Annotated in this window: 24 protein-coding genes; 16 read left to right on the top strand and 8 right to left on the bottom strand. The window is 36.5% G+C overall.

The genetic code is table 11. The features are described from left to right. Positions 1–18 precede the first annotated feature (18 nt). Complete coding sequence (locus tag EDC24_RS05085) at positions 19–1,317, top strand: dihydrolipoamide acetyltransferase family protein (protein ID WP_124220284.1); 1,299 nt, start codon at positions 19–21, stop codon at positions 1,315–1,317. A 3-nt stretch (positions 1,318–1,320) separates the two neighbouring features. Then, positions 1,321–2,727 (top strand): dihydrolipoyl dehydrogenase, encoded by a 1,407-nt coding sequence (gene lpdA / locus EDC24_RS05080; RefSeq protein WP_124220282.1) that lies wholly within the window; start codon positions 1,321–1,323, stop codon positions 2,725–2,727. Positions 2,728–2,910: 183 nt separating this feature from the next. Here lpdA and EDC24_RS05075 read toward each other — a convergent pair whose 3' ends face one another. Continuing rightward, positions 2,911–4,458 carry a glycine betaine uptake BCCT transporter gene (locus tag EDC24_RS05075; RefSeq protein ID WP_245997968.1) on the bottom strand — a complete coding sequence of 516 codons (1,548 nt, stop codon included), beginning with the start codon at positions 4,456–4,458 and terminating at the stop codon, positions 2,911–2,913. Positions 4,459–4,617: 159 nt separating this feature from the next. On the opposite strand from EDC24_RS05075, the gene EDC24_RS05070 reads away from it, so the two are divergent. The 5 genes from EDC24_RS05070 to EDC24_RS05050 all read left to right on the top strand — a co-directional run bounded on the left by EDC24_RS05070 (position 4,618) and on the right by EDC24_RS05050 (position 7,785). Next, positions 4,618–5,505 (top strand): polysaccharide deacetylase family protein, encoded by an 888-nt coding sequence (locus tag EDC24_RS05070; protein WP_124220278.1) that lies wholly within the window; start codon positions 4,618–4,620, stop codon positions 5,503–5,505. Positions 5,506–5,715: 210 nt separating this feature from the next. After that, on the top strand, positions 5,716–5,841 hold the full coding sequence (locus tag EDC24_RS05065) for a GapA-binding peptide SR1P (protein ID WP_342769343.1): 126 nt from the start codon (positions 5,716–5,718) through the stop codon (positions 5,839–5,841). A gap of 76 nt (positions 5,842–5,917) precedes the next feature. After that, complete coding sequence (locus EDC24_RS05060; RefSeq protein WP_124220274.1) at positions 5,918–6,874, top strand: NAD(P)H-dependent flavin oxidoreductase; 957 nt, start codon at positions 5,918–5,920, stop codon at positions 6,872–6,874. Positions 6,875–6,889: 15 nt separating this feature from the next. Then, positions 6,890–7,162, top strand: coding sequence for a UPF0223 family protein (locus EDC24_RS05055; protein WP_124220272.1), 273 nt, complete (start codon positions 6,890–6,892; stop codon positions 7,160–7,162). A 104-nt stretch (positions 7,163–7,266) separates the two neighbouring features. Next, a complete protein-coding gene (locus EDC24_RS05050; protein WP_124220270.1) occupies positions 7,267–7,785 on the top strand; it encodes a hypothetical protein in 519 nt (172 codons plus the stop codon). 41 nt (positions 7,786–7,826) lie between these two features. On the opposite strand, the gene EDC24_RS05045 is transcribed toward EDC24_RS05050, so the two are convergent. After that, positions 7,827–8,468 (bottom strand): YktB family protein, encoded by a 642-nt coding sequence (locus tag EDC24_RS05045; protein WP_124220268.1) that lies wholly within the window; start codon positions 8,466–8,468, stop codon positions 7,827–7,829. Positions 8,469–8,586: 118 nt separating this feature from the next. Here EDC24_RS05045 and EDC24_RS05040 point away from each other — a divergent pair, with 118 nt between their 5' ends. Next, entirely contained in the window at positions 8,587–9,381 is a 795-nt protein-coding gene (locus EDC24_RS05040; RefSeq protein WP_124220266.1) for an inositol monophosphatase family protein, read from the top strand. 23 nt (positions 9,382–9,404) lie between these two features. Here EDC24_RS05040 and EDC24_RS15120 read toward each other — a convergent pair whose 3' ends face one another. After that, a complete protein-coding gene (locus EDC24_RS15120; RefSeq protein ID WP_170158464.1) occupies positions 9,405–9,581 on the bottom strand; it encodes a DUF5325 family protein in 177 nt (58 codons plus the stop codon). Between the two features lie 125 nt (positions 9,582–9,706). On the opposite strand from EDC24_RS15120, the gene EDC24_RS05035 reads away from it, so the two are divergent. Together EDC24_RS05035 and EDC24_RS05030 are read left to right on the top strand one after the other, a co-directional pair. Further along, positions 9,707–10,036: a YlaH-like family protein gene (locus tag EDC24_RS05035; RefSeq protein ID WP_170158463.1), complete on the top strand. Its 330-nt coding sequence runs from the start codon at positions 9,707–9,709 to the stop codon at positions 10,034–10,036. Between the two features lie 190 nt (positions 10,037–10,226). Next, positions 10,227–10,778, top strand: a complete 552-nt coding sequence (locus EDC24_RS05030; protein WP_124220263.1) for a hypothetical protein — start codon at positions 10,227–10,229, stop codon at positions 10,776–10,778. Between the two features lie 108 nt (positions 10,779–10,886). Here EDC24_RS05030 and EDC24_RS05025 read toward each other — a convergent pair whose 3' ends face one another. Continuing rightward, on the bottom strand, positions 10,887–11,087 hold the full coding sequence (locus tag EDC24_RS05025) for a YlaI family protein (protein WP_124220261.1): 201 nt from the start codon (positions 11,085–11,087) through the stop codon (positions 10,887–10,889). A 106-nt stretch (positions 11,088–11,193) separates the two neighbouring features. Here EDC24_RS05025 and EDC24_RS05020 point away from each other — a divergent pair, with 106 nt between their 5' ends. Further along, positions 11,194–11,448 carry a hypothetical protein gene (locus EDC24_RS05020; RefSeq protein ID WP_124220259.1) on the top strand — a complete coding sequence of 85 codons (255 nt, stop codon included), beginning with the start codon at positions 11,194–11,196 and terminating at the stop codon, positions 11,446–11,448. Between the two features lie 38 nt (positions 11,449–11,486). Here the strand turns inward: EDC24_RS05020 and EDC24_RS05015 are convergent, their stop codons facing one another. The 3 genes from EDC24_RS05015 to EDC24_RS05005 form a co-directional block, all read right to left on the bottom strand. Next, the gene (locus EDC24_RS05015) at positions 11,487–12,305 is read right to left on the bottom strand and encodes a manganese catalase (RefSeq protein WP_124220257.1); all 819 of its coding nucleotides are present in this window, start codon (positions 12,303–12,305) and stop codon (positions 11,487–11,489) included. A gap of 14 nt (positions 12,306–12,319) precedes the next feature. Beyond that, positions 12,320–12,895: a YhcN/YlaJ family sporulation lipoprotein gene (locus EDC24_RS05010; RefSeq protein WP_124220255.1), complete on the bottom strand. Its 576-nt coding sequence runs from the start codon at positions 12,893–12,895 to the stop codon at positions 12,320–12,322. Between the two features lie 122 nt (positions 12,896–13,017). Next, the gene (locus tag EDC24_RS05005; RefSeq protein WP_124220253.1) at positions 13,018–13,503 is read right to left on the bottom strand and encodes a molybdopterin-binding protein; all 486 of its coding nucleotides are present in this window, start codon (positions 13,501–13,503) and stop codon (positions 13,018–13,020) included. Positions 13,504–13,591: 88 nt separating this feature from the next. On the opposite strand from EDC24_RS05005, the gene glsA reads away from it, so the two are divergent. From glsA to pyc, 3 genes are all read left to right on the top strand, one after another. Then, on the top strand, positions 13,592–14,521 hold the full coding sequence (gene glsA, locus EDC24_RS05000; RefSeq protein ID WP_124220251.1) for a glutaminase A: 930 nt from the start codon (positions 13,592–13,594) through the stop codon (positions 14,519–14,521). A gap of 84 nt (positions 14,522–14,605) precedes the next feature. Further along, on the top strand, positions 14,606–14,896 hold the full coding sequence (locus tag EDC24_RS04995) for an Fpa/YlaN family protein (RefSeq protein WP_124220249.1): 291 nt from the start codon (positions 14,606–14,608) through the stop codon (positions 14,894–14,896). 161 nt (positions 14,897–15,057) lie between these two features. Further along, complete coding sequence (gene pyc, locus EDC24_RS04990) at positions 15,058–18,501, top strand: pyruvate carboxylase (RefSeq protein ID WP_124220247.1); 3,444 nt, start codon at positions 15,058–15,060, stop codon at positions 18,499–18,501. Between the two features lie 58 nt (positions 18,502–18,559). On the opposite strand, the gene EDC24_RS04985 is transcribed toward pyc, so the two are convergent. Next, the gene (locus tag EDC24_RS04985) at positions 18,560–19,480 is read right to left on the bottom strand and encodes a COX15/CtaA family protein (RefSeq protein WP_124220245.1); all 921 of its coding nucleotides are present in this window, start codon (positions 19,478–19,480) and stop codon (positions 18,560–18,562) included. Between the two features lie 408 nt (positions 19,481–19,888). Here EDC24_RS04985 and cyoE point away from each other — a divergent pair, with 408 nt between their 5' ends. Both cyoE and coxB read left to right on the top strand, forming a co-directional pair. After that, positions 19,889–20,815: a heme o synthase gene (gene cyoE / locus EDC24_RS04980; protein WP_124220243.1), complete on the top strand. Its 927-nt coding sequence runs from the start codon at positions 19,889–19,891 to the stop codon at positions 20,813–20,815. Between the two features lie 96 nt (positions 20,816–20,911). Further along, the gene (coxB, locus tag EDC24_RS04975; protein ID WP_124220397.1) at positions 20,912–22,156 is read left to right on the top strand and encodes a cytochrome c oxidase subunit II; all 1,245 of its coding nucleotides are present in this window, start codon (positions 20,912–20,914) and stop codon (positions 22,154–22,156) included. The last annotated feature ends 33 nt before the right edge of the window (positions 22,157–22,189 follow it).

Here is a 22,189-nt window from a genome sequence, read left to right as displayed (position 1 = left end):
TGATTAGGAGGGAAAACATTGGCCTACGAATTTAAATTACCTGATATCGGTGAAGGTATTCACGAAGGTGAAATCGCCAAATGGTTTATCAAAAAAGGCGAAGAAATTAAAGAAGACGATGTGCTATGTGAAGTACAAAACGATAAAGCAGTTGTTGAGATCCCATCACCAGTAGAAGGAACGGTTCTTGATGTTTTAGTGGATGAAGGTGAAACAGCAACTGTTGGTGATGTGATTGTCAAGATCGATGCTGAAGGTTACGAAGGTTCTGATGATGACTCTGATGAAGAGGAATCAAGTGACGAAACAGAAGACAATGAACAAGAGGATCATCAAGAAGAATCTAAAGAAAGCCCACAAACAGATGAGTCTGAATCATCATCTGATGAAGCAGATGATAAACGCGTCATTGCGATGCCGTCTGTTAGAAAATATGCTCGTGATAACGACGTTGACATTCGTAAGGTAGAAGGGTCAGGTAAAAACGGGCGTGTTCTTAAAGAAGATGTTGATCAATACTTAGATGGTGGTCAGCCAGCATCTGTAGAATCAGCTGATGCTAAAGATGATGAAAAACTAGAAGAATCAGCAAAACAAACAGTTCCAGCGGGTGAATATCCTGAAACTCGCGAGAAAGTAAGTGGCATCCGCAAGACGATTGCGAAAGCGATGGTTAAGTCCAAACAAACAGCTCCTCACGTAACGTTAATGGATGAAGTCGATGCTACTGAACTAGTTAATCATCGTAAGAAATTCAAAGAAGTGGCAGCTGAACAAGACATTAAGCTGACTTATTTACCATATGTCGTTAAGACATTAGTCTCAACACTTAAGAAGTATCCAATTTTCAATACGTCATATGACGATGATACGGAAGAAATCATTCACAAGCATTACTACAATATCGGTATTGCAGCTGATACTGATAAAGGTTTACTTGTACCAGTCGTGAAAGACGCAGATCGCAAGTCGATTTTTGACATTTCAAGCGAGGTCAACGAGTTGGCAACTAAAGCTCGTGATGGTAAACTACAATCAGAAGAAATGAAAGGTGCTTCTTGTTCAATCACAAATATTGGGTCTGCCGGCGGACAATGGTTTACACCTGTTATTAACCATCCAGAAGTCGCCATCTTAGGAATTGGTCGTATTAGTGAAAAACCAGTTGTTCGTGATGGTGAAGTGGTTGTCGCACCTGTATTAGCTATATCCTTGAGCTTTGACCATCGTATGATTGATGGCGCAACTGCACAACATGCGATGAACCATGTCAAACGCTTATTAAATGACCCACAATTAATCATGATGGAGGCGTAGATAATGGTAGTAGGAGATTTTCCAGAAGAAGTAGATACTCTTGTAGTTGGAGCTGGTCCTGGTGGTTATGTTGCGGCGATTCGTGCTGCACAAATGGGACAAAAAGTTACGATCGTAGATAAAGGTAACTTAGGTGGCGTATGCTTGAACGTTGGTTGTATTCCATCTAAAGCATTAATTTCAGCAGGTCACCGTTATGAGCACGCAAAAGGCTCTGAAGACATGGGAATTGTTGCTGAAAACGTTTCGGTTAATTTTGACAAAGTTCAAGAATGGAAAGGCCAGATTGTAAACAAATTAACTGGCGGTGTTGAGAGCCTACTAAAAGCTAACAAAGTAGACATCGTAAAAGGTGAAGCATACTTTGTTGATAAAAATACAGTTAAGATCATGGATGAGAAAAACTCTCAAACGTATAAGTTTAACAACTGTATTATTGCAACAGGTTCTCGCACGATTGAATTAAAACCATTCCCATATTCAGATCGCGTTTTAGATTCAACTGGCGCGTTAAACTTAAAAGAAATTCCTGAGAAGCTTGTTGTCATCGGTGGCGGTTACATCGGTACTGAACTAGGTGGCGCGTATGCAAGCTTTGGAAGTGAAGTAACTATTCTTGAAGGTACTAAAGATATCTTAGGTGGCTTTGAGAAAGGCATGACGCAATTAGTTAAAAAACGTCTTAAGAATAAAGGCGTAGATATCGTCACAGAAGCAATGGCTCAAGGCGTTGAAGAAACTGATAATGGCGTAAAAGTTACTTATGAAGTTAAAGGTGAGGAAAAAACGATCGATGCTGATTACCTACTCGTAACAGTTGGTCGTCGTCCAAATACTGATGAAATGGGATTAGAAGACATCGGTTTAGAAATGAACGATAAAGGTATTATCCAAACGGATAAGCAATGCCGTACAAACCTAGATAATATTTATGCTATTGGGGATATCGTTGATGGACCGCAATTAGCTCACAAAGCTTCTTATGAAGGTAAAATTGCAGCTGAAGCTATCAGTGGTGAGAAATCAGAAATTGATTATTTAGGAATTCCAGCTGTTGTATTCTCTGATCCAGAGCTTGCTAGCGTTGGTTACAGTGAAGACGGAGCTAAAGAAGCAGGCTACGAAGTGGTTGCTAAGAAATTCCCATTCGCAGCAAATGGTCGCGCTCTTTCTCTAAATGATTCAGATGGTTTTGTAAAACTTGTTACACGTAAATCTGATGGCCTTGTGATTGGTGCACAAGTTGCAGGACCAAATGCAAGTGATCTAATCGCTGAATTAGGCCTAGCAGTCGAAGCAGGTATGACTGCTGAAGACCTTGCACTTACCATTCATGCTCACCCAACATTAGGTGAAGCCGTAATGGAAGCAGCTGAAGTTGTACTTGGCATGCCAATCCACACAGCATAACATTATATTAAAAACGCTCAGATTAAGTTCTGAGCGTTTTTTAATAATTAATTACTATAAAAGTCTTATTAGTGCTTAATAGGATTGAAAAAGTGCTTAATAGTCTGAATTAGTGTTTAAAAGGTCTAAATTAGTGCTTAATAACTCTTATTTAGTGCTTAATATCATCACAAATAGAAGCCATCAGTGGCTTCTATCTTCTGGACGTTTTCGTTTTAAAGGATAATTTCTGGCTTCTTCTTTAAATTCTTTTACGACTGCAAATATAACCATAATTAATATGAACGCGAATGGGAAAGCAGCTATTATGGATGCCGTCTGTAAAGCACCTAAACCTCCTTGCCATAACAGAACAGCGGCTGTTGCTGATTGAACAATCCCCCAAGCAATTTTGACTCTTAGGGCGGGATCTAAGTCTCCACCAGTGGTTTGCATTCCTAATACAAAAGTTGCTGAGTCTGCAGACGTAATAAAGAATGTACTAATTAATAAAATGGTTAAAATCGATGATAATGTGGCGATTGGGTAATTATCTAACACTGTAAACAGTGCTGCTTCTTGTCCTGTATCGCTTATGATTGTGAATAAATCCATACCATCGTTGTACTCAAGTGCAATGGCTGAACCTCCAAAAACTGCGAACCATAATGCACCAAATATTGTAGGAACTAATAATACACCGACTACGAATTCTCGAACAGTTCGGCCACGAGAAACACGAGCTATGAACATAGCAACAAACGGCGCCCACGCAATCCACCAAGCCCAATAGAATATGGTCCAACTTTGCAACCATCCGGTATTTTCTTCATTAAAAGGTGCCATCCTGAAACTCATCGCTGGGAGTTTTTGAATATAAGAACCTAAAGTTGTTGTAAAAAAGTTCATAATAAAGTTTGTAGGTCCAGCAAACAGCATGAAAAACATTAGTATGAAAGCTAAGATAATATTCGTCGTACTTAAATACTTAATGCCTCGGTCGAGACCGGTGATAGCTGATAACATAAATAATATGGTAACCGCGATAATGATGATAAATTGAAGGGTAAAATTATTCGTTAATCCTTCAAACAGAAAACCTAGTCCACTACTGATTTGTTGAGCTCCTAACCCTAGTGATGTTGCAACACCAAAAATCGTTGCAAAAACAGCGATGACATCTACTAAAGTACCCCATCCACCATTCATTTTATCTCCGAACAGAGGTTTCAAAGTACTACTGACCAAACCAGGAGCATCTTTTCTAAACTGGAAGTATGCTAATGCTAACGCTAGGATTGAATAAATAGCCCAAGGGTGTAAACCCCAATGGAAAAAACTATAACGCATGGCCACTTTTGCAGCTTCACTTTCACTATCAACTTCAAACGGAGGGGTATTGAAATGGTAAATAGGTTCAGTTGCTCCCCAGAATACTAAACCAATTCCCATACCTGCACTAAAAAGCATTCCAAACCAAGTAATATAATTATACTCGGGTTTGTCCCCGTCTTTGCCTAAGACTATATTTCCATATTTAGAAGCAATTAAGAAAATCGCAAACACTAAAAATGAAGTTGCAGACAGTAAATAAAACCAACCAAATTTTTCTACTAAAAATCCTTGTATGTTCCCGGTCACATTTCCTAAATTCCAAGTTGGTAAAGTATCTTCAGAAATGACACCCCAGACAATGAATAATACTGCTATAATTAATGAAATATAAAAAACTTTCGTTACTTTATGTCCCACAAACATCCAGTCCTTTCTTGTGCTTCTATTAATGGTGCAGACCTTAGAAAATCTATATCTTTCTTTTGCCCTAAATTATAATTTCCCATTCAAAAACTATAGGTAAAGAGGTGGTAATCGTTTATAATTTATTTATACATAAATTAAGGGGGAACAGCGATGAGAAACATACTAATCATAATAGGGGTTGCTGTATTTATGCTTTTAATGGTAGCTTGTAATGATTCACAAGCAGAAGGGGACTCACTTCCTGAAGAGGACAATGTAGAGGAACCAACTGATGAAGAAAATAATGACAACGAAGAACCTGATAAAACAGAAGAAAATAATGATGATAAATCTGAATCAAATGAAGAAAACAAAGAAGATGAGGAACAAAAAGAGTCTCAGGAATCACAAGAAGAAGAGAATCAGAAACCTCAATATTATATGAACGAAAATGGTTTTTTTAAGCCCATTGACGATGCGGACTCAAAAGTTGTTCTGCTAACGATTGATGACGCTCCAGATGGTCATACTTTAGAAATGGCGGAAACGTTAAAGGAATATGACGCCCCGGCAATATTTTTTGTGAATGGTCATTTTATGGATACAGAAGAAGAAAAGGAAATCGTCAGAAAAATCCATGATATGGGTTTTTATATAGGAAATCACACTTATAGTCATGTGAACTTACGAGAGGTTTCTAAAGAGGAACAAAAAGAAGAAATTCTAAAACTTAATGGAATAATTGAAGAAGTAATAGGTGCAAAACCTACATATTTTAGACCGCCATTTGGAGCAAATACAGATTACGCTAGAGATTTTGTGAAAGATCAAGGCATGTACTGGATGAATTGGTCATTTGGCTATGATTACTTTAACGATTATATGGAAGCCGATGCGTTAGAAGAGATCATGTTAACCACTAATTTATTAGTTGACGGCGCGAATATTTTAATGCATGACCGTGAGTGGACCAATGAGGCACTTCCCAACATTTTAGAAGGATACCAAGAACAAGGGTTTGACTTTTTAGATCCTGCTTTAATTATAACTGATGAGTAATGAATATTAAGCATTAGATGGTGATAAACGCTATCTAATGCTTTTTTAACTTCAAGTAAAGCATGATAATCCACTAATTCTCCGTCAACTTATCATAATAATTGAAGAATTTTCATAAAATTATAAAACAATATATAATAACCTATTGCAACAATTAGTATGACATAATATACTGTTAGTAACATAATTAATACATCCTAATTAAAGGAGTTGTTGATTTTGGGTACCATTATTTGTGCGAAGTGTTTTAAGGTCATTGACTATTTTGATCATATTAAAGTGACGAAAATCTACAGTAATCAGTGCGACTGTTGCCGTAAAAACTCAAACGCTTAAGGCGTTTGAGTTTTTTTATACAATTAGTGAAAAAACATGATACCATTTAAGTAGATGCTAGAAAGGGAGTGGTTAAATGAAGACTAGGGTTACTGATTTGTTGAATATTGAGCTTCCCATTATTCAAGGAGGACTAGCTCATTTGGCTTACGCTGAGCTAGCGGCAGCCGTCTCAAACGCTGGTGGGCTTGGTCAGATTACAGCTATGAGTTTGAAGGACCCAGAATCTTTACGAAAAGAAATACATATAGTAAGAGAAATGACGGATCAACCTTTTGGTGTCAATTTTGCGATTGGGCAGCATGGCAGACCGTTTGAAGATATGGTGAAAGTAGCGGTGGATGAAGAAGTTCCAGCGATTTCTGTAACAGGAGGAAATCCTAAGCCTGTCTTAGATATGTTTCAGAATACAAATACTAAGAAGTTAGTTTTGGTGGCAGCTAAACGACAAGCGGTTAAAGCAGAAGAACTAGGTGCAGATGCCGTAATGGTCGTTGGTTACGAAGGGGGAGGCCATTTAGGACGTGATGATATTGGTACGTTTGTGTTAACCCCTGAAGTCGTTGATTCTGTAAATATTCCGGTTATCGCATCTGGCGGAATTAGCGACGGGCGTGGATTGATGGCAGCCTTAGCATTAGGAGCTGAGGGAATTGAGATGGGGACAAGATTTATTGCAACGAAAGAATGCATTCATGCTCATGAATCTTATAAGCAGTCTTTAATAGAGGCTAATGAACACGCAACAGTACTTATTAAAAAATCCATTGGCGCACCTGCAAGAGCCTTAAAAAATAACTGGACTGATGAAATTTTAGAATTAGAAGCAAAAGAAGCAGGTTATGAAGGGTTAAAAGATTATATTAGCGGTGAAGCTAATAAACGTTATATCCATGAAGGTAAGCAAGAAGAAGGTTTTGCTTGGGCGGGGCAAGTTGCCCTTAGAATCAACGAAGTTCCAACCGTTCAAGAATTGTTTGAATCTATAAAAAACGATATCCGCCAAATTCAATCAAAATGGACAAATCTATAAAAAGGTGTGAACATAATGGAATATCATTATCCCATTGATCCAGACTGGTCAACTGAGGAAGTCATTAATGTGGTGGAGTTTTTTCAGCTTGTCGAGCAAGCCTATGAAAAGGATGTTAGAGCTGATCAAGTGTTAGATCAATATAAACTGTTGAAACAAGTCGTTCCTTCAAAAGCAGAAGAAAAGACGCTTTTTAAAGACTTTGAGAAACAATCAGGTTACGTACCTTATAAAGTCGTTCAAGCTGCCAAGCAGGCAGACGGTTCAGAAAAAATTTATTTGAGATAAGCAATTCATTTGTGAGCACTTCCTCCTTTTTTGTTTGATTATGGTAAACTTAACGATAAAGGGAGAGCCTGCTTTTTTATGTTTGTTGTACATTGGGGGGAGTTATGAATAGAAAAAAAGCCATTTTTGGAACATTAGTCGTTTTAATCGTCGTTTTGGTTATGATTATAATCTGGGGATTTAACAAGATGAATTATGTGACGGAACAAGTTGTCACAGATATCAGACAAGACTTTATACAATTGGAAGATCGAATCTCTAGCCAACGTGAAGATCAATGGTCAGAACCGGGCTTAGTAACAACTAAAGTAGAAGAGTTAATGAATGGAATCGGTCTTGCTTGGAATATTGGTTCTTCATTAAATACTTTCTCGCAGAGTGAAGAGGAATTCTTTTATCACTTAAATGGTAGTTTACAACAATTTGATTATAGAACAGAATCAGAACCATTAGGTGTTTATAGCGATTTATCATCAGAAGATCAAAAGAATTATGAAGAATTAGGTGAAATTCTGCGTGAAGTTGGGTTTGAGAAATCTAATTTAGGCGAAAATGCAACCAAGGATACCGTTATGAGACAATTAGAAGAATTAGTGGAGCAATTAAATAATCGCACAGAATGAATTAAAAATAGGCTTCCTATAAAAGAAAGCCTATTTTTTAATTAATTATGTTGAACATTTTTTGTTAGATTATATAGTTCTGATAAGGTTTGAATTGCTTCCTCACAAAGCTTAATGAACGCTTGTCCATCTTTTAATCGCTTATCGTCACGATCAAAAGTGATGCCGCATAGTAATTCTGCTTTTTTTACATTTTCAAGGCGGTCTACTAATTGATCAAATTGGCCGTCTTTCATGTCTTGATGGCTGATTGTATCAGGTTGTGTGTGATCTTTAGACCAAACGAAATGATCAGGAATGTGTGTTAAGATGTCTTCTTTTTTTTCTTTTAATTGTCTTGCAAAGTCACCTTTGATTGGACTTTCATAAATGACTGCAAACCAGACAAATACATGTGATTCCCAAAGACCTACTTGGAAGTGAGGGAGTTTTTTATAGCCTCGTTTGCCACTCGCTAATGCTGCCCATGTATCGTTAGGTGGATTCTTCGTACGTCTTGCATGTTTGGCAACGTGAACGAACATCTCATCGCCTGTTGCGCTTGTGGCAGTTGGTTCTAAGTCATGTGCAATTGTTTCAAGCTTTGGTGATAAGCGGCCGCGTAGTTCTTCCATACGCTCGTCTAGACCATCAATTTTAAATACATCAAAATCTTGTTCCGTAAATCCTGTAAAATTCGCCACAATTCATCGCTCCTTTCTTGCTTACTGTAAATTATTTTAGCATAAGTTCAAAGTAGTTTATAATAATATACAAGGCAATTGGCGTGAGATTATGAATTAAAGAGGATGATCAAATCACATGAATAACAGAGACTACATATTAAATGAGGCAAAACAATGGGTAATAGAAGCAGGGAAGCTCATAAAAAGTGAAATGCAGAAACCTTATAAAATTGATACGAAACGCGATCGAAAAGATTTAGTTACGGAAATTGACAAGAACACAGAACAATTCTTTGTGGATCATATTACGAAGAGATACCCAGATCATAAAATCCTTGGTGAGGAAGGAATGGGGGAAGAGGTCCATTCTTTAGATGGGACAGTATGGATTATTGACCCAATTGATGGCACCATGAATTTTGTTCATCAACAGCGCTTTTTTGCGATATCGGTTGGCATTTATCATGACGGTGTGGGAGAGATTGGTTTAATTTATGATGTGATGAATGACACGATGTATGAGGGAATTAAGGGTGAAGGTGCGTATAAAGATGGAGAAAAACTAGCTCCAATTGATCCAAATAAGACTTTATCAGACGCCCTAGTCGGATTAAATAACTTTTGGGCAATTCCAAATCGCCGACTAGATGAGAGAAAAATCCACGATTTAGTTCGAAAAGTAAAAGGCACACGTTCCTATGGGTCTGCTGCGCTGGAATTTGCTTATATTGCTGAAGGGATTATTGATGCTTATATCACCATGCGTTTACAGCCTTGGGATATTGCTGCAGGTAAAATTATTGTTGATGAAGTTGGCGGAGTTACAACTAGAGTAGATGGAAGCTCAATTGATATGTTGACTGGAAATACGGTTATTTGTTCAAATAAAGCCATTCACGAATCGCTTATGTCTTTTATTCAACAAAAATAAATATGCTCCTGACTGGAGCATATTTATTGTCTGTTTTGTTCGTCTCGCTTTAATTTAAATCCTAATCCCATTAGGCTAAAGCCTAATAGAAGTGATAAGCCCATTAACCAGTAATTACGGTAACTAATGATAATTGCTGCTGCTACGAAACAAAGTACGACGAGCACGGCTAGTATAAACATTTTTTGGTTGTGACTCATTTTTATTCACCTCATCTTTTTAAAGTATAAATGATGTGACAAAATTTGAAAACATTAGAATGTGATATAGATTTCACCGTTCATGTCCTGTATGATGAGATAGGATGAATAGAGGAGGTTTAATTATGGATGAACAGTCAAATGAACAGGTGTTACCTGGTGACCATTTTCGCTTTAGTCCAATTGAAGAATATTTTTTAATTGATATAGGTAGCTTTTGGCTATTGTTCCTTTCAATTGTTGTATTTGCAATTATTACATATAAATTAGGATTTGCTAAAAGTTTGCCGTTGTTGAAATCGTTAGTTGTATATTTACTGTTAATTCTAGGTTGTTTTATCTTAATTCCATTTGCCTATTTTGGACTACCAATTATAGAAGTTCTCATCGTTACATCCATTGTGTTGGCGATTTATCGATATCGTCTTCATAAGGAACGTCAGTCAGAGACCTAAATACGTTGTCTTTTACACCTTAAATAATTCAGCTTTAAAGTCAAAAAGCAGTCAATAGAGACTGCTTTTTTATTATGTATTCGTAATAAACGAGTGAATCAGTTTAATATAAGCAGGAGAATAACACTTAATTATTGAATTAATTGAAGAGCTTTGTTGATTAAACGTAACTAATAATGAGGTGGCTATGATGAAGAAATTATTAATGATTTTAGCATTTTTAATTATTATTACTGGATGTGATGAAAAAGCAAATTCTCCTGATTCAAACGAAGTTAAACAGTTAGAAACAGAAGTACAAGATCTTAAAGATAAAGTCCAAGAAGCAGAAAAAGAGTTAGAAAAATTGCGTGATATTGAGAGGCTTTATGAGTATCAAGTACAAGATACATCTTATATTAACATGTATAGTTCACAATTTCTTTATAATTTACAAAGTGAGGGGATCGACAATTTGAATGAACGGTCCCATGAAGAACTTCATTTCAAAGAAAAAAATGATGAAATATATGCTATAACGCCAAGTTATGAAAAGAAAATTACTTACAACAATGATAATCAGACTTTAGAAAGATGGTTTATCGAAAGCGTTTCATTCGAACAAAGTGGTAATGCAGCTGAAGCAACTATACGTCCTCTTTACTTTGATGAAAATAATGTATCTGTTAAAGAAGATCGATACTTTACATTCTATTTTGTAAAGATAAAGGATGATTGGCTCCTACAAGATATATCCTTTTAATAATCTTATTGTCATTTATCAACAATAATAAAAGGCATACGTATTCATATGCCTTTTGCTTTGCCGTATAAATTTGTGTTTAAAAACTGGTTATTTTTAGGGAGCTTATTAAATATAAGGGTCGCGTTTTGGCTCTTCATATAACTTGAAATTGCCAGTATTTTTTCGTTCTATTGTTTTTTTAGTTATTCGTTCAGAACAGCTTGGACATAGGTAATTTTGAACACGTCGTTTACGAATTTTTTTTGCTAATAAGGAAAATGAATCTATTTTTTCAACTTCATCACATAAGACACATCTTACTCGCATATAATCACCTCTTAATCGTTCATTATAACACGTAAATATGATTTATGTTTCAAATAATAATTTTAGGGTAGACATAAAGTAAGATATCGTAAAAGGAGGCGATTGTATGAAGAAAAGAGTATTATCAACAGTAGTTGCTGGTGGAGCCGCATTAGGTGCATACATGATGAGAGATCAAGATAAGAGACAAAAATTAAAGGATCAATATTATAAAATTAAAGAACGCATGACAAATCAAGAGACAAATACAGTAGAAAAAGCAGGAAAACCAGAAGAAGTCGACCATCACGAAAATTCAAAAATGGTCTCTGAAGGATCTCAATTCGGTGTACAATATTATAATGAAGTGAAAGAAAAATAATAACCGGAACACGACCGGTTATTATTTTTTGTTGTTATTTAGTTTTTTGGAGTGCCGTGTATATAACCTGGAGCTGGGTTTAGAGTTGGGTTTTGACCCTGAGCTTTTGGGTTTGGATCATAATTGAATTGACCTTGTCCATCCATCGCCGTTCCGCTTGCCCATCGACCGGCCTCGCTTTCTTGACCTTCAGAACAATTCATAAATGTGTATGACACATCTGTTCGTTCATACTGTCGGTTGAATGTACTAGGTACCACTTTTCCTTCTTTTTCCTCTAATTCTGCTATTGCTGCTAACCATTGATTTTGGTGCATAGAATCCCTAGCAATAAGGAACGAGAGCATGTCTCGAACACCAATATCATCTGTTTGTTCATACAGTCTAACGACCTGCAGCCTTCCTTGAGACTCAGCATTTAAATTCGCTCTGAAATCCGCAAGTAAATTTCCGCTTGAGATTGTATATCTCGCATTCCAAGGATAACCCGCACTATCATTTGGCGAGGCACCCAATCCATTTACAATAGCATGTTGTGGATTCATGCCACCCATAACAGCTTCAATAGCAGGGTCTTTTGCAGCATTTTCTTGTTCTTCTACAGGTGCTTTATCCAATAATTGGGCAATCATCGTGGCCAACATTTCTACATGGGCAATTTCTTCTGTACCAATATCAAGTAACATATCTCGATATTTACCTTCAGCTCGACAATTCCAACCCTGAAATAAATATTGCATCATTACGGAAATTTCACCATATTGTCCACCTAACACTTCCTGAAGTTTTTTGGCGTAGACCGGATCAGGGCGATCTGGTTTTGCTCGATATTGTAATTCTTTAACATGATAGAACATAATGTTTAACTCCTTTAATTTTGATTACCTTGTTCTTTTTGAATATTGGTTATATCTTCGTCTGCATCACCGCGTGTATTTGATGGTTCATCTTGTTTTGGTGTTTTTTCTTTTGTCGGTGTTTCAGGTAAATAACGGCCGACGACATTAGATATTTCATCAATAATTGCATCAGCCGGTTCGCCATTTCTAATCATCTGATTCATATTACGAATGCGCTCCATAATATCACCATCTGCCATGACAAAAGCGTAATGCCCGAAAGGATCATCTTTGACAGCTTCTGTAACGGAATACTTCACTGAACCTACTCTCGATCGATCTAAGTCTTCGTCAATATCTATGCCTATTAACGTGTATGAACCAAAAACCAGCACTCTGGCATCATTAACATTTGGAACTTGTGTGGCCAGTTTAGCTAAACGCTGTGAAGCTTCTCGGTTAGAATGGTTATTAGATTGTTCGGTTTCAGAGTCACTTAATTGTTCAATATCTGGATTGGAATTCATATTGTTACCTTGTTGCTGAGACATACATCCAGCTGAAAAGAGGATAATTAGCATCATAATGTTTAACCCTTTATATTTCATTAACCATACTCCTTTTTTCTTTAGTTTGTAACTAATTGGCGTATTTATGTTAGGAAAATGTTTAAAATAAAAAGGAATTTAACCATTAAAAAAGCTTGTGCGATGGAAGCACAAGCTTTTTGCTATTCAATATGAATTTTTTTAATACTTTTTATTGGTGCGTCATAATTACGACCGTCATTAAAATAAAGGTGGACAGGTCCATCATCTTTTAATGGTTTTCCGTCTAATGCGAATAATAATAAAGAATCATTTAATTCATCAATTGTTATCTCTTGTTGACCGTCATCCGTATGTAAGATGGCTTTTGTCGCATTTTTATCTGGCTCGGCGTTAGGTAAGAAATGGTTGATCGGCATTAGGTAACTGTTTTCTAGAACTTTTTTACGATCAAATTTTTTAACACTTTCGTTTATTGGAGGGTTCATTTTTTGCTGATACTGATTACGATTAAAAGGTGTATCTTCATTAGCAGCATGATTTTGAGCATCTGAACTTTGATTATTAAACGCTTCATCTAATAAAATTTTTCGATCATCAAAAATCCAAACAGTTGGATCTAATGTAATGGGATGTCTTACATTACCTTGAATTTGTACAATATACATTTTGTCACCTCATCTTCAATACTTATCTAATCCATATACGAGTATAACGGAGATTAATTGACAATGCACGAGAGGAGTATTATTTTTTATGATTAACATAACACAAACAGATTTAACTGATTGGTTAGAGCACGTGCGCATATATGCCAATAATGGGAATATCATCGATTATATACCTGCTTTGGCTAATCAACAACCCGAGACGATTGGGGTAGCTTATTATCCGGTAGGAGGTCAGGTAATCTCGACAGGCCAGGATGAATATATGTTTACGATTCAAAGTGTTTCAAAAATCTTGACGTTAGCCTTGGCCTTAATTCAGCACGGGGAAGAAGCGGTTTTTTCTAGAGTAGATAAAGAACCTACAAGTGAACCATTCCATTCGGTGGCAAAACTAGAAGTCAAAGATCCTGCTAAGCCATTTAATCCAATGATCAATGCTGGTGCCTTAGCTGTTACCAATATGATAAAAGGGCGTAACGCTGATGAGATGGTTGATGAATTATTAAAATTGATCCGTAAATTATCAGCGGATGATTCTATATCATTTGATCCCGAAGTTGCTCAATCAGAATATGATACAGCATACTTAAACAGAGCGCTATGCTATTTTATGAAACAACACGGCATCGTAACAGGTGATGTAGAAGAACTGTTGGATGTCTATACGAAACAATGTGCCATTCAAATGAATGTGAAGCAATTAGCTAGAATTGCGGCTGTTTTTGCACATGATGGGCTCGACCCTGATACAAATGAAATTCTAATACCTGGATATGTAGCCCGCATATGCAAAACATTCATGGTCACTTGCGGCATGTATAATGAATCAGGGACCTTCGCAATCAATGTTGGCATTCCTGCAAAAAGTGGCGTTTCAGGTGCTATTATGGGAGTCATAAAGCGTTGTGGAGGAATAGCGGTTTTTGGCCCTGCACTAAATGAGAAAGGGAACAGTGTAGTAGGTATTAAATTCCTAGAAAAATTGGCTGAGGAGAAGAATTGGTCAATTTTCTAAACTCAGGACAAGTTTTCTTGCATTTTAGGCGGATAACCTATAATATAATTAAGTAGGAAGCTTAATTCGTGAGGGGGAATAACCGTGTCATCCAATGTAGCGCTTGAAGAGAATCAGCAAGCACTCGCCCTCTTAAAGGCAGATGCGGATCAAATTTTACAATTAATTAAAGTGCAAATGGATAACTTAACAATGCCTCAATGTCCTCTTTATGAAGAGGTTTTAGATACACAAATGTATGGTCTCTCACGTGAGATTCATTTCGCTGTAAGACTAAAGCTCATTAATGAATCAACAGGGAAAGAAATACTAGAAAACCTAGAACAGGAACTAGGGGCCTTACATGAGGCTTATCAAAAACATAAATCATCTTAATAAAATAGCTCAAATAAACAGCAAGTTTTATTTGGGCTATTTTATTAAGATGGAATGAATGGTTATTCATTTTTCTAAATTTTGAAGGAATTTTGCTGATTCTTGTCGTATTTACTAAATTGGAGGCATCATTTCCCTAAATAGAAATGGAGGATTCCAACATGACAGAGAAAAAGACATTTAACAAAGTACTCGTAGCGAATAGGGGAGAAATCGCAATAAGAGTGTTTCGAGCTTGTACAGAGCTTAACATTCGAACAGTTGCTATTTATTCAGAAGAAGATACAGGGTCTTATCATCGTTACAAAGCGGATGAGGCTTACTTGGTTGGTGTTGGTAAAAAACCAATCGATGTTTACTTAGATATTGAGGGTATTATATCAATTGCCAAACGTGTTGGCGTTGATGCAATTCACCCAGGGTACGGATTTTTATCCGAAAACGTCCATTTTGCGAAGCGTTGTGAAGAAGAGGGCATAACATTTATTGGGCCTTCTAGTGGTTTATTAGATGTATTTGGTGATAAAGTTAAAGCCAGAGAACAAGCCATTAAAGCAGATATTCCAGTCATACCAGGTACAGATGGCCCAGTATCATCTTTAGAAGAAGTTGAGAACTTTGTATCTAATCATGGATTTCCAATTATGATTAAGGCAGCCATGGGCGGTGGCGGACGTGGTATGCGTATTGTCAGAACGTCTGAGGCCTTAAAGGAAGCATACGAAAGAGCTAAGTCAGAGGCTAAAGCAGCCTTTGGTAGCGATGAAGTTTATGTAGAAAAATTAGTCGAAAAGCCAAAGCATATTGAAGTGCAAATTCTTGGTGATTATGACGGGAACATTGTTCATTTGTATGAACGAGATTGTTCGGTTCAACGTCGACATCAAAAAGTTGTTGAAATTGCACCAAGTGTTTCACTAAGTGATGACCAACGTGAAGAAATATGTGAAGCAGCTGTTAAGCTGATGGATAGCGTTGATTATGTTAATGCGGGGACAGTTGAGTTTTTAGTTACAGAAGACGAATTTTACTTTATTGAGGTAAACCCGCGTGTGCAGGTTGAACATACGATTACCGAGATGATTACAGGTGTCGATATTGTTCAAACCCAAATTCATATTGCAATGGGTCATACATTACACGATTATCCGATTGAAATTCCTAAACAAGAAGATGTTATAACTCACGGATATGCGATTCAATCACGTGTGACAACGGAAGATCCATTAAATAATTTCATGCCAGATACCGGTAAGATTATGGCTTACCGTACAGGTGGTGGCTTTGGTGTTCGTTTAGATGCAGGTAATGGATTCCAAGGAGCCGTTATTTCACCACATTATGATTCATTATTAGTTAAAGTATCGACATGGGCACTTACTTTTGATCAAGCTGCCAACAAGATGGTACGAAACTTAAAAGAGTTCCGTATTCGCGGTATTAAAACGAATATTCCATTCTTAGAGAATGTTATTTTGCATGAAAAATTCTTAAACGGTACGTATGATACGACGTTTATCGATAGTTCACCTGAATTATTCGTATTTCCGAAGCGTCGAGATCGTGGTACGAAACTACTGACATATTTAGGTTATACAACGATTAATGGTCCGACAGGTCAAGGACAAGAGAAGAAACCATTGTTTTCTAATCCACGTAAACCTGTAGTGGATCAAAATGAAGATTATCCGAGAGGGACCAAACAGATTTTAGATGAGGAAGGACCTGAAGCGGTTGCTAAGTGGCTTAAAGAGCAGAAGGAGGTTCAATTAACAGATACGACATTCCGTGATGCTCACCAATCTTTATTAGCGACTCGTGTAAGAACTAAAGATCTTTTAGACATTGCGGAACCAACTTCTAAATTGTTGCCTAATTTATTTTCAGTTGAAATGTGGGGCGGAGCTACCTTTGATGTGTCTTACCGTTTCCTACGTGAGAACCCTTGGGAACGCCTCAGTCAATTGAGAGAAAAAATGCCAAACGTACTATTCCAAATGTTATTAAGAGCAAGTAATGCGGTTGGATATAAAAACTACCCAGATAACGTCATTGATGAATTTGTTGAACGAAGTGCTCAAATGGGAATCGACGTTTTCAGAGTCTTTGATAGCTTAAACTGGGTTGAAGGTATGAAGCCTGCTATACAAGCTGTTCGAAAGCAAGGAAAAATTGCTGAAGCGGCTATGTGTTATACAGGAGATATATTAGACCCGAGTCGCCCAAAATATGACTTAGATTATTATTTAAATTTAGCAAAAGAACTTGAAGAAGCAGGAGCCCATATTTTAGGTATTAAAGATATGGCAGGTTTATTAAAACCTGAAGCGGCTTATCAATTAATTACAGCTTTGAAAAAAGAAATAAACATTCCTATTCATTTACACACACATGATACTAGCGGCAATGGTGTTTACATGTATTCCAAAGCTATTGAAGCAGGTATCGATGCAGTTGACGTAGCTGTTAGTACAATGGCTGGGAGCACATCACAACCAAGTGCTAATAGCCTATATTACGCTTTAGAGCATAACGAACGACAGCCACAATTGAATATTAATGCATATGATCAACTTGGTCGTTATTGGGAAGATGTCAGAGAGTTTTATGCCCCTTATGAAAATGGCCTAAAAGCTCCACATTCTGAAATATACTTCCATGAAATGCCAGGAGGTCAATATAGTAACTTACAACAACAAGCTAAAGCAGTAGGACTTGGTGAGCGCTGGGATGAAGTTAAAGCCATGTATCGAAAAGTCAATGATATGTTCGGGGACATTATTAAAGTAACCCCATCATCTAAAATTGTTGGAGATATGGCCCTATTTATGGTTCAAAATGATCTAACGGTAGATGATGTATATGAAAATGGCGAATCTTTAGATTTCCCTGATTCCGTCGTTGAATTTTTCCAAGGTTATATTGGTCAGCCTTATCAGGGCTTTCCGAAAGAATTACAACGAATCATCCTCAAAGGAAGAGAAGTGATTAGCACACGTCCTGGAGAGTTTTTAAAACCAGTTAACTTTGAAGCGTTGAGAGAACAACTTTATGAAAAGCTAGATCGCCAAGTAACAGACTTAGAGATCATCTCATATGCGCTTTATCCTAAAGTATTTGATGAATATCAAAAGTTTGTTGACCAATTTGGTGATGTTTCTGTATTAGATACACCTTCATTCCTATATGGATTAAGATTAGGAGAAGAAATCGCTGTCGAAATTGAACAAGGAAAAACGTTAATCGTTAAACTTGTCTCTATTGGGGAAGCTCAAAAAGATGGTCAGCGAGTTGTTTATTTTGAATTAAATGGTCAGCCAAGAGAGGTGTTAGTTCGAGATGAAAGCGTTGAAAATGTTCTTCATCAACGAGTTAAGGCTGATAAGGATAACCCTAACCATATTGGCGCATCAATGCCAGGAACAGTCATTAATGTACTCGTTAAAGAAGGAGAAAAGGTTGGGAAGAACGATCACCTCATGATTACGGAATCCATGAAAATGGAAACAACAATACAAGCACCTTTTGAAGGAACCGTAAAGAAAATCCACGTGAAAGATCAAGAATCAATCGAAAGTGGCGATTTACTAATCGAAGTTGAATAATAAAAAATGGGCTGCCTCAAAATTGGTTGAGAGCAGCCCATTTTAATTTTGAACTAATTTATTGTTCGTTGTTATTTTTATTATTTGAACGATATGCTAATAACACAAAATAACATAGTAATGCGAAAAATAACGAAATAAATAACGCATGCATTAAGGCAATATTAACGTTCCTTAACGTAAAGATAACTAGTGCTCCAAGCACTACTTGTATCGTGATTAGAACTGTTGCTAAAAACCAGCCTTGTTTTAAGAAATTAGATTTGTAGTTTTTAAACAAATAAATTAATAGTCCAACTACCCAAATAAATAGTAAGCCAGCCATCAAACGGTGGCCCATTTGAATCCATTGTTCAACTGAGAAGGTGGATATTGCCTGACCTTCATTACAATGTGGCCATTCAAGGCAAACGAGACTTGCGGACTTATGACGAACCAGTGCTCCAGAATATACAACGATTAAAGTATACACAAACAAACCGTAAAAATTTGTTCTGAGTGTTTTTGTGATATTAATCTGATCTGTATTGAAATGTTTGTCGATGTTAAAAATAATTAAGGTTAATAGGAACACAGTTGCAAATGATATTAATGAAACACCAAAATGTAATGCCTTAATAAGGCTTGTCTGCTCAATTAAGACAGCGCCAGCACCTAATAAGGATTGTATAATAAAGAATAGGATCGTCATGATCACTAGAAATTTTGTTTCTTTGACGTGTTGATAATGACGCCAAGCTACAATTGCTAAAATACCGACGATAATTATAGCAACACCAGTGACTAATCGGTGACTAAGTTCAATAATTAGCTCAGGGGTAATGTTCGATGGAATTAATTGTCCATCACACAGTGGCCAACTTCTACCACAACCTAATCCTGAACCCGTTTTTGTCACTAAAGCTCCACCAATTAGCACAAATAGCATGGTGAATAAGGAGACTATTGCTATAATTTTGTGTAGAATTTGATTTTTCATGTTATTCACCTTCTTTCGTGAAGCGCACCAAAACTTAATTTATAAGAAAAATAGTTTTTTATACAATCTTTACAAATGTCCAATACCTATCGTAATATAAATTTCTGTTAGTTGGAAATAAAATTCTTTACAAATTTATAACACTTTTTCACTTAAAACAGAGGTTTATTGAGAAATTTTATATATTCTGTGAAAAATAACAAATAATGAAGTTAAGGACTAACATTTTTCGATTAAATATGCTATTTTTACAAAGGCCATAATAATTTCACAGTTTTTTCACATCTAAAAATAATTTTATGTGGTTAAATAGAAGTGAAGGATTTTACATGATACAATAATGGTGGTTACATAAGTTTACCATTAAACTTAAGAAGATGATGAAAATATGAGGGGACGGCGAAAAGTATGAGTGAACCTCGGTCAATTCACACGACGTTATCTCAGTTAGAACAACAATCTAGTTCATTTAAAGCTTTATGGCAAGATTTTATGGCTTTAATTAAAATAGGAATTATAAATTCTAACTTGATTACTGCTTTTGCAGGCTACTGGCTAGCACTTTACTTTAATAATCAAAGTTTTAGTTGGTCAATATTCTTCCTTGTTATGTTAGGAACTGCTTTCTTAATAGCAGGGGGATGTGTTTTAAATAATTGGTATGACCGCGATATTGATCATGCCATGTCGAGAACCAAGAAAAGACCTACGATTACCGGAAGTATACCGTTAAATGTTATTCTATCATTGGGTGTTCTATTTACTGTTATAGGACTTGGATTGCTCTATTTAACAACGCCACTAGCCGCTGTTTTTGGTTTTATTGGTTGGTTTGTCTACGTTGTGCTGTACACTGTGTGGTCAAAAAGAAGATATACCATCAATACGGTAATTGGAAGTTTTTCAGGTGCAGCACCGCCACTAATAGGTTGGGCTGCAGTTGACCAAGCTTTGCATCCAGCAGCGTTTGTATTATTTTTAGTCATGTTTATTTGGCAAACGCCACATTTCTTGTCATTAGCTATTAGAAAGAAGGAAGAATATAAACAAGCAGGTGTACCAATGTTACCTGTTGTTTATGGTAATAAGATTACAAAACGACAAATTTTAATTTATACGGTTTGTTTATTACCTTTACCATTCTACTTCTTTTCTTTAGGAACAGTCTTTTTAATCTTTGCGACTTTATTAAATTTAGGTTGGCTAGCAGTTGCTGTATACGGTTTTAAAATGAAAGATGATGACCGTTGGGCAAAATGGATGTTCATATATTCATTAAATTATTTAACATTCTTCTTTGTTGCTTTAGTAGTTGCAACGCTACCATTAACTTAGTTAAGTTAATTAAGAAATGATTTTCATTTTCTTAATTATATTTATATAATGTATTCAACAACTTAAGACTTAATAAGAGAAAGAGAGGTATTGATGATGAAAGGGTGGATGAGTAAATTCAAAGCATCTTTTGCTTTGGTCGTACTTGCACTTGTTTTATCAGGTTGTGGTGATCCATTCCTAAGCGCTCTTCAACCAAAAGGTGAAGGTGCAGGAATGATTTATGACTTGATGATTCTAAGTATTGTCATCATGTTATTTGTATTCGCAGTCGTTATGGTGATTTACGCGTTTGTCATTTACAAGTATCGTCAAAAGAAAGACGATCCTGATTATATTCCTAAACAAACGGAAGGAAATCACGCATTAGAAACTCTATGGACTGTTATTCCAATTATTTTATTACTTATTCTGGCAGTTCCGACTGTTCAGTACACGTTTGCTTTAGCAGACACTTCTCCTGATGTAAATGAAGAAGGAGAAGAAATGGATTCTATATGGATTAACGTTACGGGTGCACAGTATTGGTGGCACTTTGAATATGAAGATCTAGAAGTTTCGACAAGTCAGGAATTATATATTCCAACAGATCGAAGAGTATACTTATCCATGGTCTCACAAGATGTTATTCACTCATTCTGGGTGCCATCTATAGATGGTAAGATGGACGTTAACCCAACTGGTAACACGAATGAGATGACGCTACTTGCACAAGAAGAAGGTGTTTACTTCGGTAAGTGTGCTGAATTGTGCGGGCCATCACACTCACTCATGGACTTTAAAGTTGTAGCTGTTAGTCCAGGAGAATTTGAGCAGTGGGTTCAAGATATGCAAAGCGTGACAGGTGAAGAAACGCCTGAATCTCAAACGGCTCAAGAAGGTCAAGAGTTATTTAATAATAACTGTATTGGCTGCCATGCTATTGGATCTAGCCCTAACAAAACTGGACCTAACTTAACGAACTTCGGTGATCGTGAAGAATTAGCTGGAGTCTTTGATTACAACAAAGAAAACATAATCAAGTGGATTCAGACTAAGGGTGTTGGTGAAGAAGGAGATCGTATGAAGCCTGGTAACAGAATGACTGATGCACAATACGATCTTACAGATGAAGAAGCTGGAAAAATTGCTGAGTACTTAATGCAATTAAAACCTAGTGATATTAATCCAGAAAATGCAAGAGATACTTCTTATCAAGATTCTGATTTAAGCTCATTATTCCCTGAGGAAGAAGAGTCAGAAGAAGATTCAGAAGGTGATGAAGAATCATCCGAGGAATCAGAAGATGAAGGAAATGAAGAAGAAGATCAACAAGAAGATGAAGAAAACAATGAAGAATAAGGTATTGACATCACTTTAAAGGGAGGTAAAAAG

Source organism: Aquisalibacillus elongatus (genome assembly GCF_003843875.1).
Lineage (GTDB): Bacteria > Bacillota > Bacilli > Bacillales > Alkalibacillaceae > Aquisalibacillus > Aquisalibacillus elongatus.
The sequence above is the reverse complement of the archived record's forward strand: the minus strand, read 5'-3'. Positions and strand labels throughout refer to the sequence as shown.

Bases quoted from the DNA above. Each gene is read 5' to 3' on its own strand.
- lpdA (WP_124220282.1), top strand. From the start codon at position 1,321: ATGGTAGTAGGAGATTTTCCAGAAGAAGTAGATACTCTTGTAGTTGGA.
- EDC24_RS05070 (WP_124220278.1), top strand. From the start codon at position 4,618: ATGAGAAACATACTAATCATAATAGGGGTTGCTGTATTTATGCTTTTA.
- EDC24_RS05060 (WP_124220274.1), top strand. From the start codon at position 5,918: ATGAAGACTAGGGTTACTGATTTGTTGAATATTGAGCTTCCCATTATT.
- EDC24_RS05055 (WP_124220272.1), top strand. From the start codon at position 6,890: ATGGAATATCATTATCCCATTGATCCAGACTGGTCAACTGAGGAAGTC.
- EDC24_RS05050 (WP_124220270.1), top strand. From the start codon at position 7,267: ATGAATAGAAAAAAAGCCATTTTTGGAACATTAGTCGTTTTAATCGTC.
- EDC24_RS05040 (WP_124220266.1), top strand. From the start codon at position 8,587: ATGAATAACAGAGACTACATATTAAATGAGGCAAAACAATGGGTAATA.
- EDC24_RS15120 (WP_170158464.1), bottom strand. From the start codon at position 9,581: ATGAGTCACAACCAAAAAATGTTTATACTAGCCGTGCTCGTCGTACTT.
- EDC24_RS05035 (WP_170158463.1), top strand. From the start codon at position 9,707: ATGGATGAACAGTCAAATGAACAGGTGTTACCTGGTGACCATTTTCGC.
- EDC24_RS05030 (WP_124220263.1), top strand. From the start codon at position 10,227: ATGAAGAAATTATTAATGATTTTAGCATTTTTAATTATTATTACTGGA.
- EDC24_RS05025 (WP_124220261.1), bottom strand. From the start codon at position 11,087: ATGCGAGTAAGATGTGTCTTATGTGATGAAGTTGAAAAAATAGATTCA.
- EDC24_RS05020 (WP_124220259.1), top strand. From the start codon at position 11,194: ATGAAGAAAAGAGTATTATCAACAGTAGTTGCTGGTGGAGCCGCATTA.
- EDC24_RS05015 (WP_124220257.1), bottom strand. From the start codon at position 12,305: ATGTTCTATCATGTTAAAGAATTACAATATCGAGCAAAACCAGATCGC.
- EDC24_RS05010 (WP_124220255.1), bottom strand. From the start codon at position 12,895: ATGAAATATAAAGGGTTAAACATTATGATGCTAATTATCCTCTTTTCA.
- EDC24_RS05005 (WP_124220253.1), bottom strand. From the start codon at position 13,503: ATGTATATTGTACAAATTCAAGGTAATGTAAGACATCCCATTACATTA.
- glsA (WP_124220251.1), top strand. From the start codon at position 13,592: ATGATTAACATAACACAAACAGATTTAACTGATTGGTTAGAGCACGTG.
- pyc (WP_124220247.1), top strand. From the start codon at position 15,058: ATGACAGAGAAAAAGACATTTAACAAAGTACTCGTAGCGAATAGGGGA.
- EDC24_RS04985 (WP_124220245.1), bottom strand. From the start codon at position 19,480: ATGAAAAATCAAATTCTACACAAAATTATAGCAATAGTCTCCTTATTC.
- cyoE (WP_124220243.1), top strand. From the start codon at position 19,889: ATGAGTGAACCTCGGTCAATTCACACGACGTTATCTCAGTTAGAACAA.
- coxB (WP_124220397.1), top strand. From the start codon at position 20,912: ATGAAAGGGTGGATGAGTAAATTCAAAGCATCTTTTGCTTTGGTCGTA.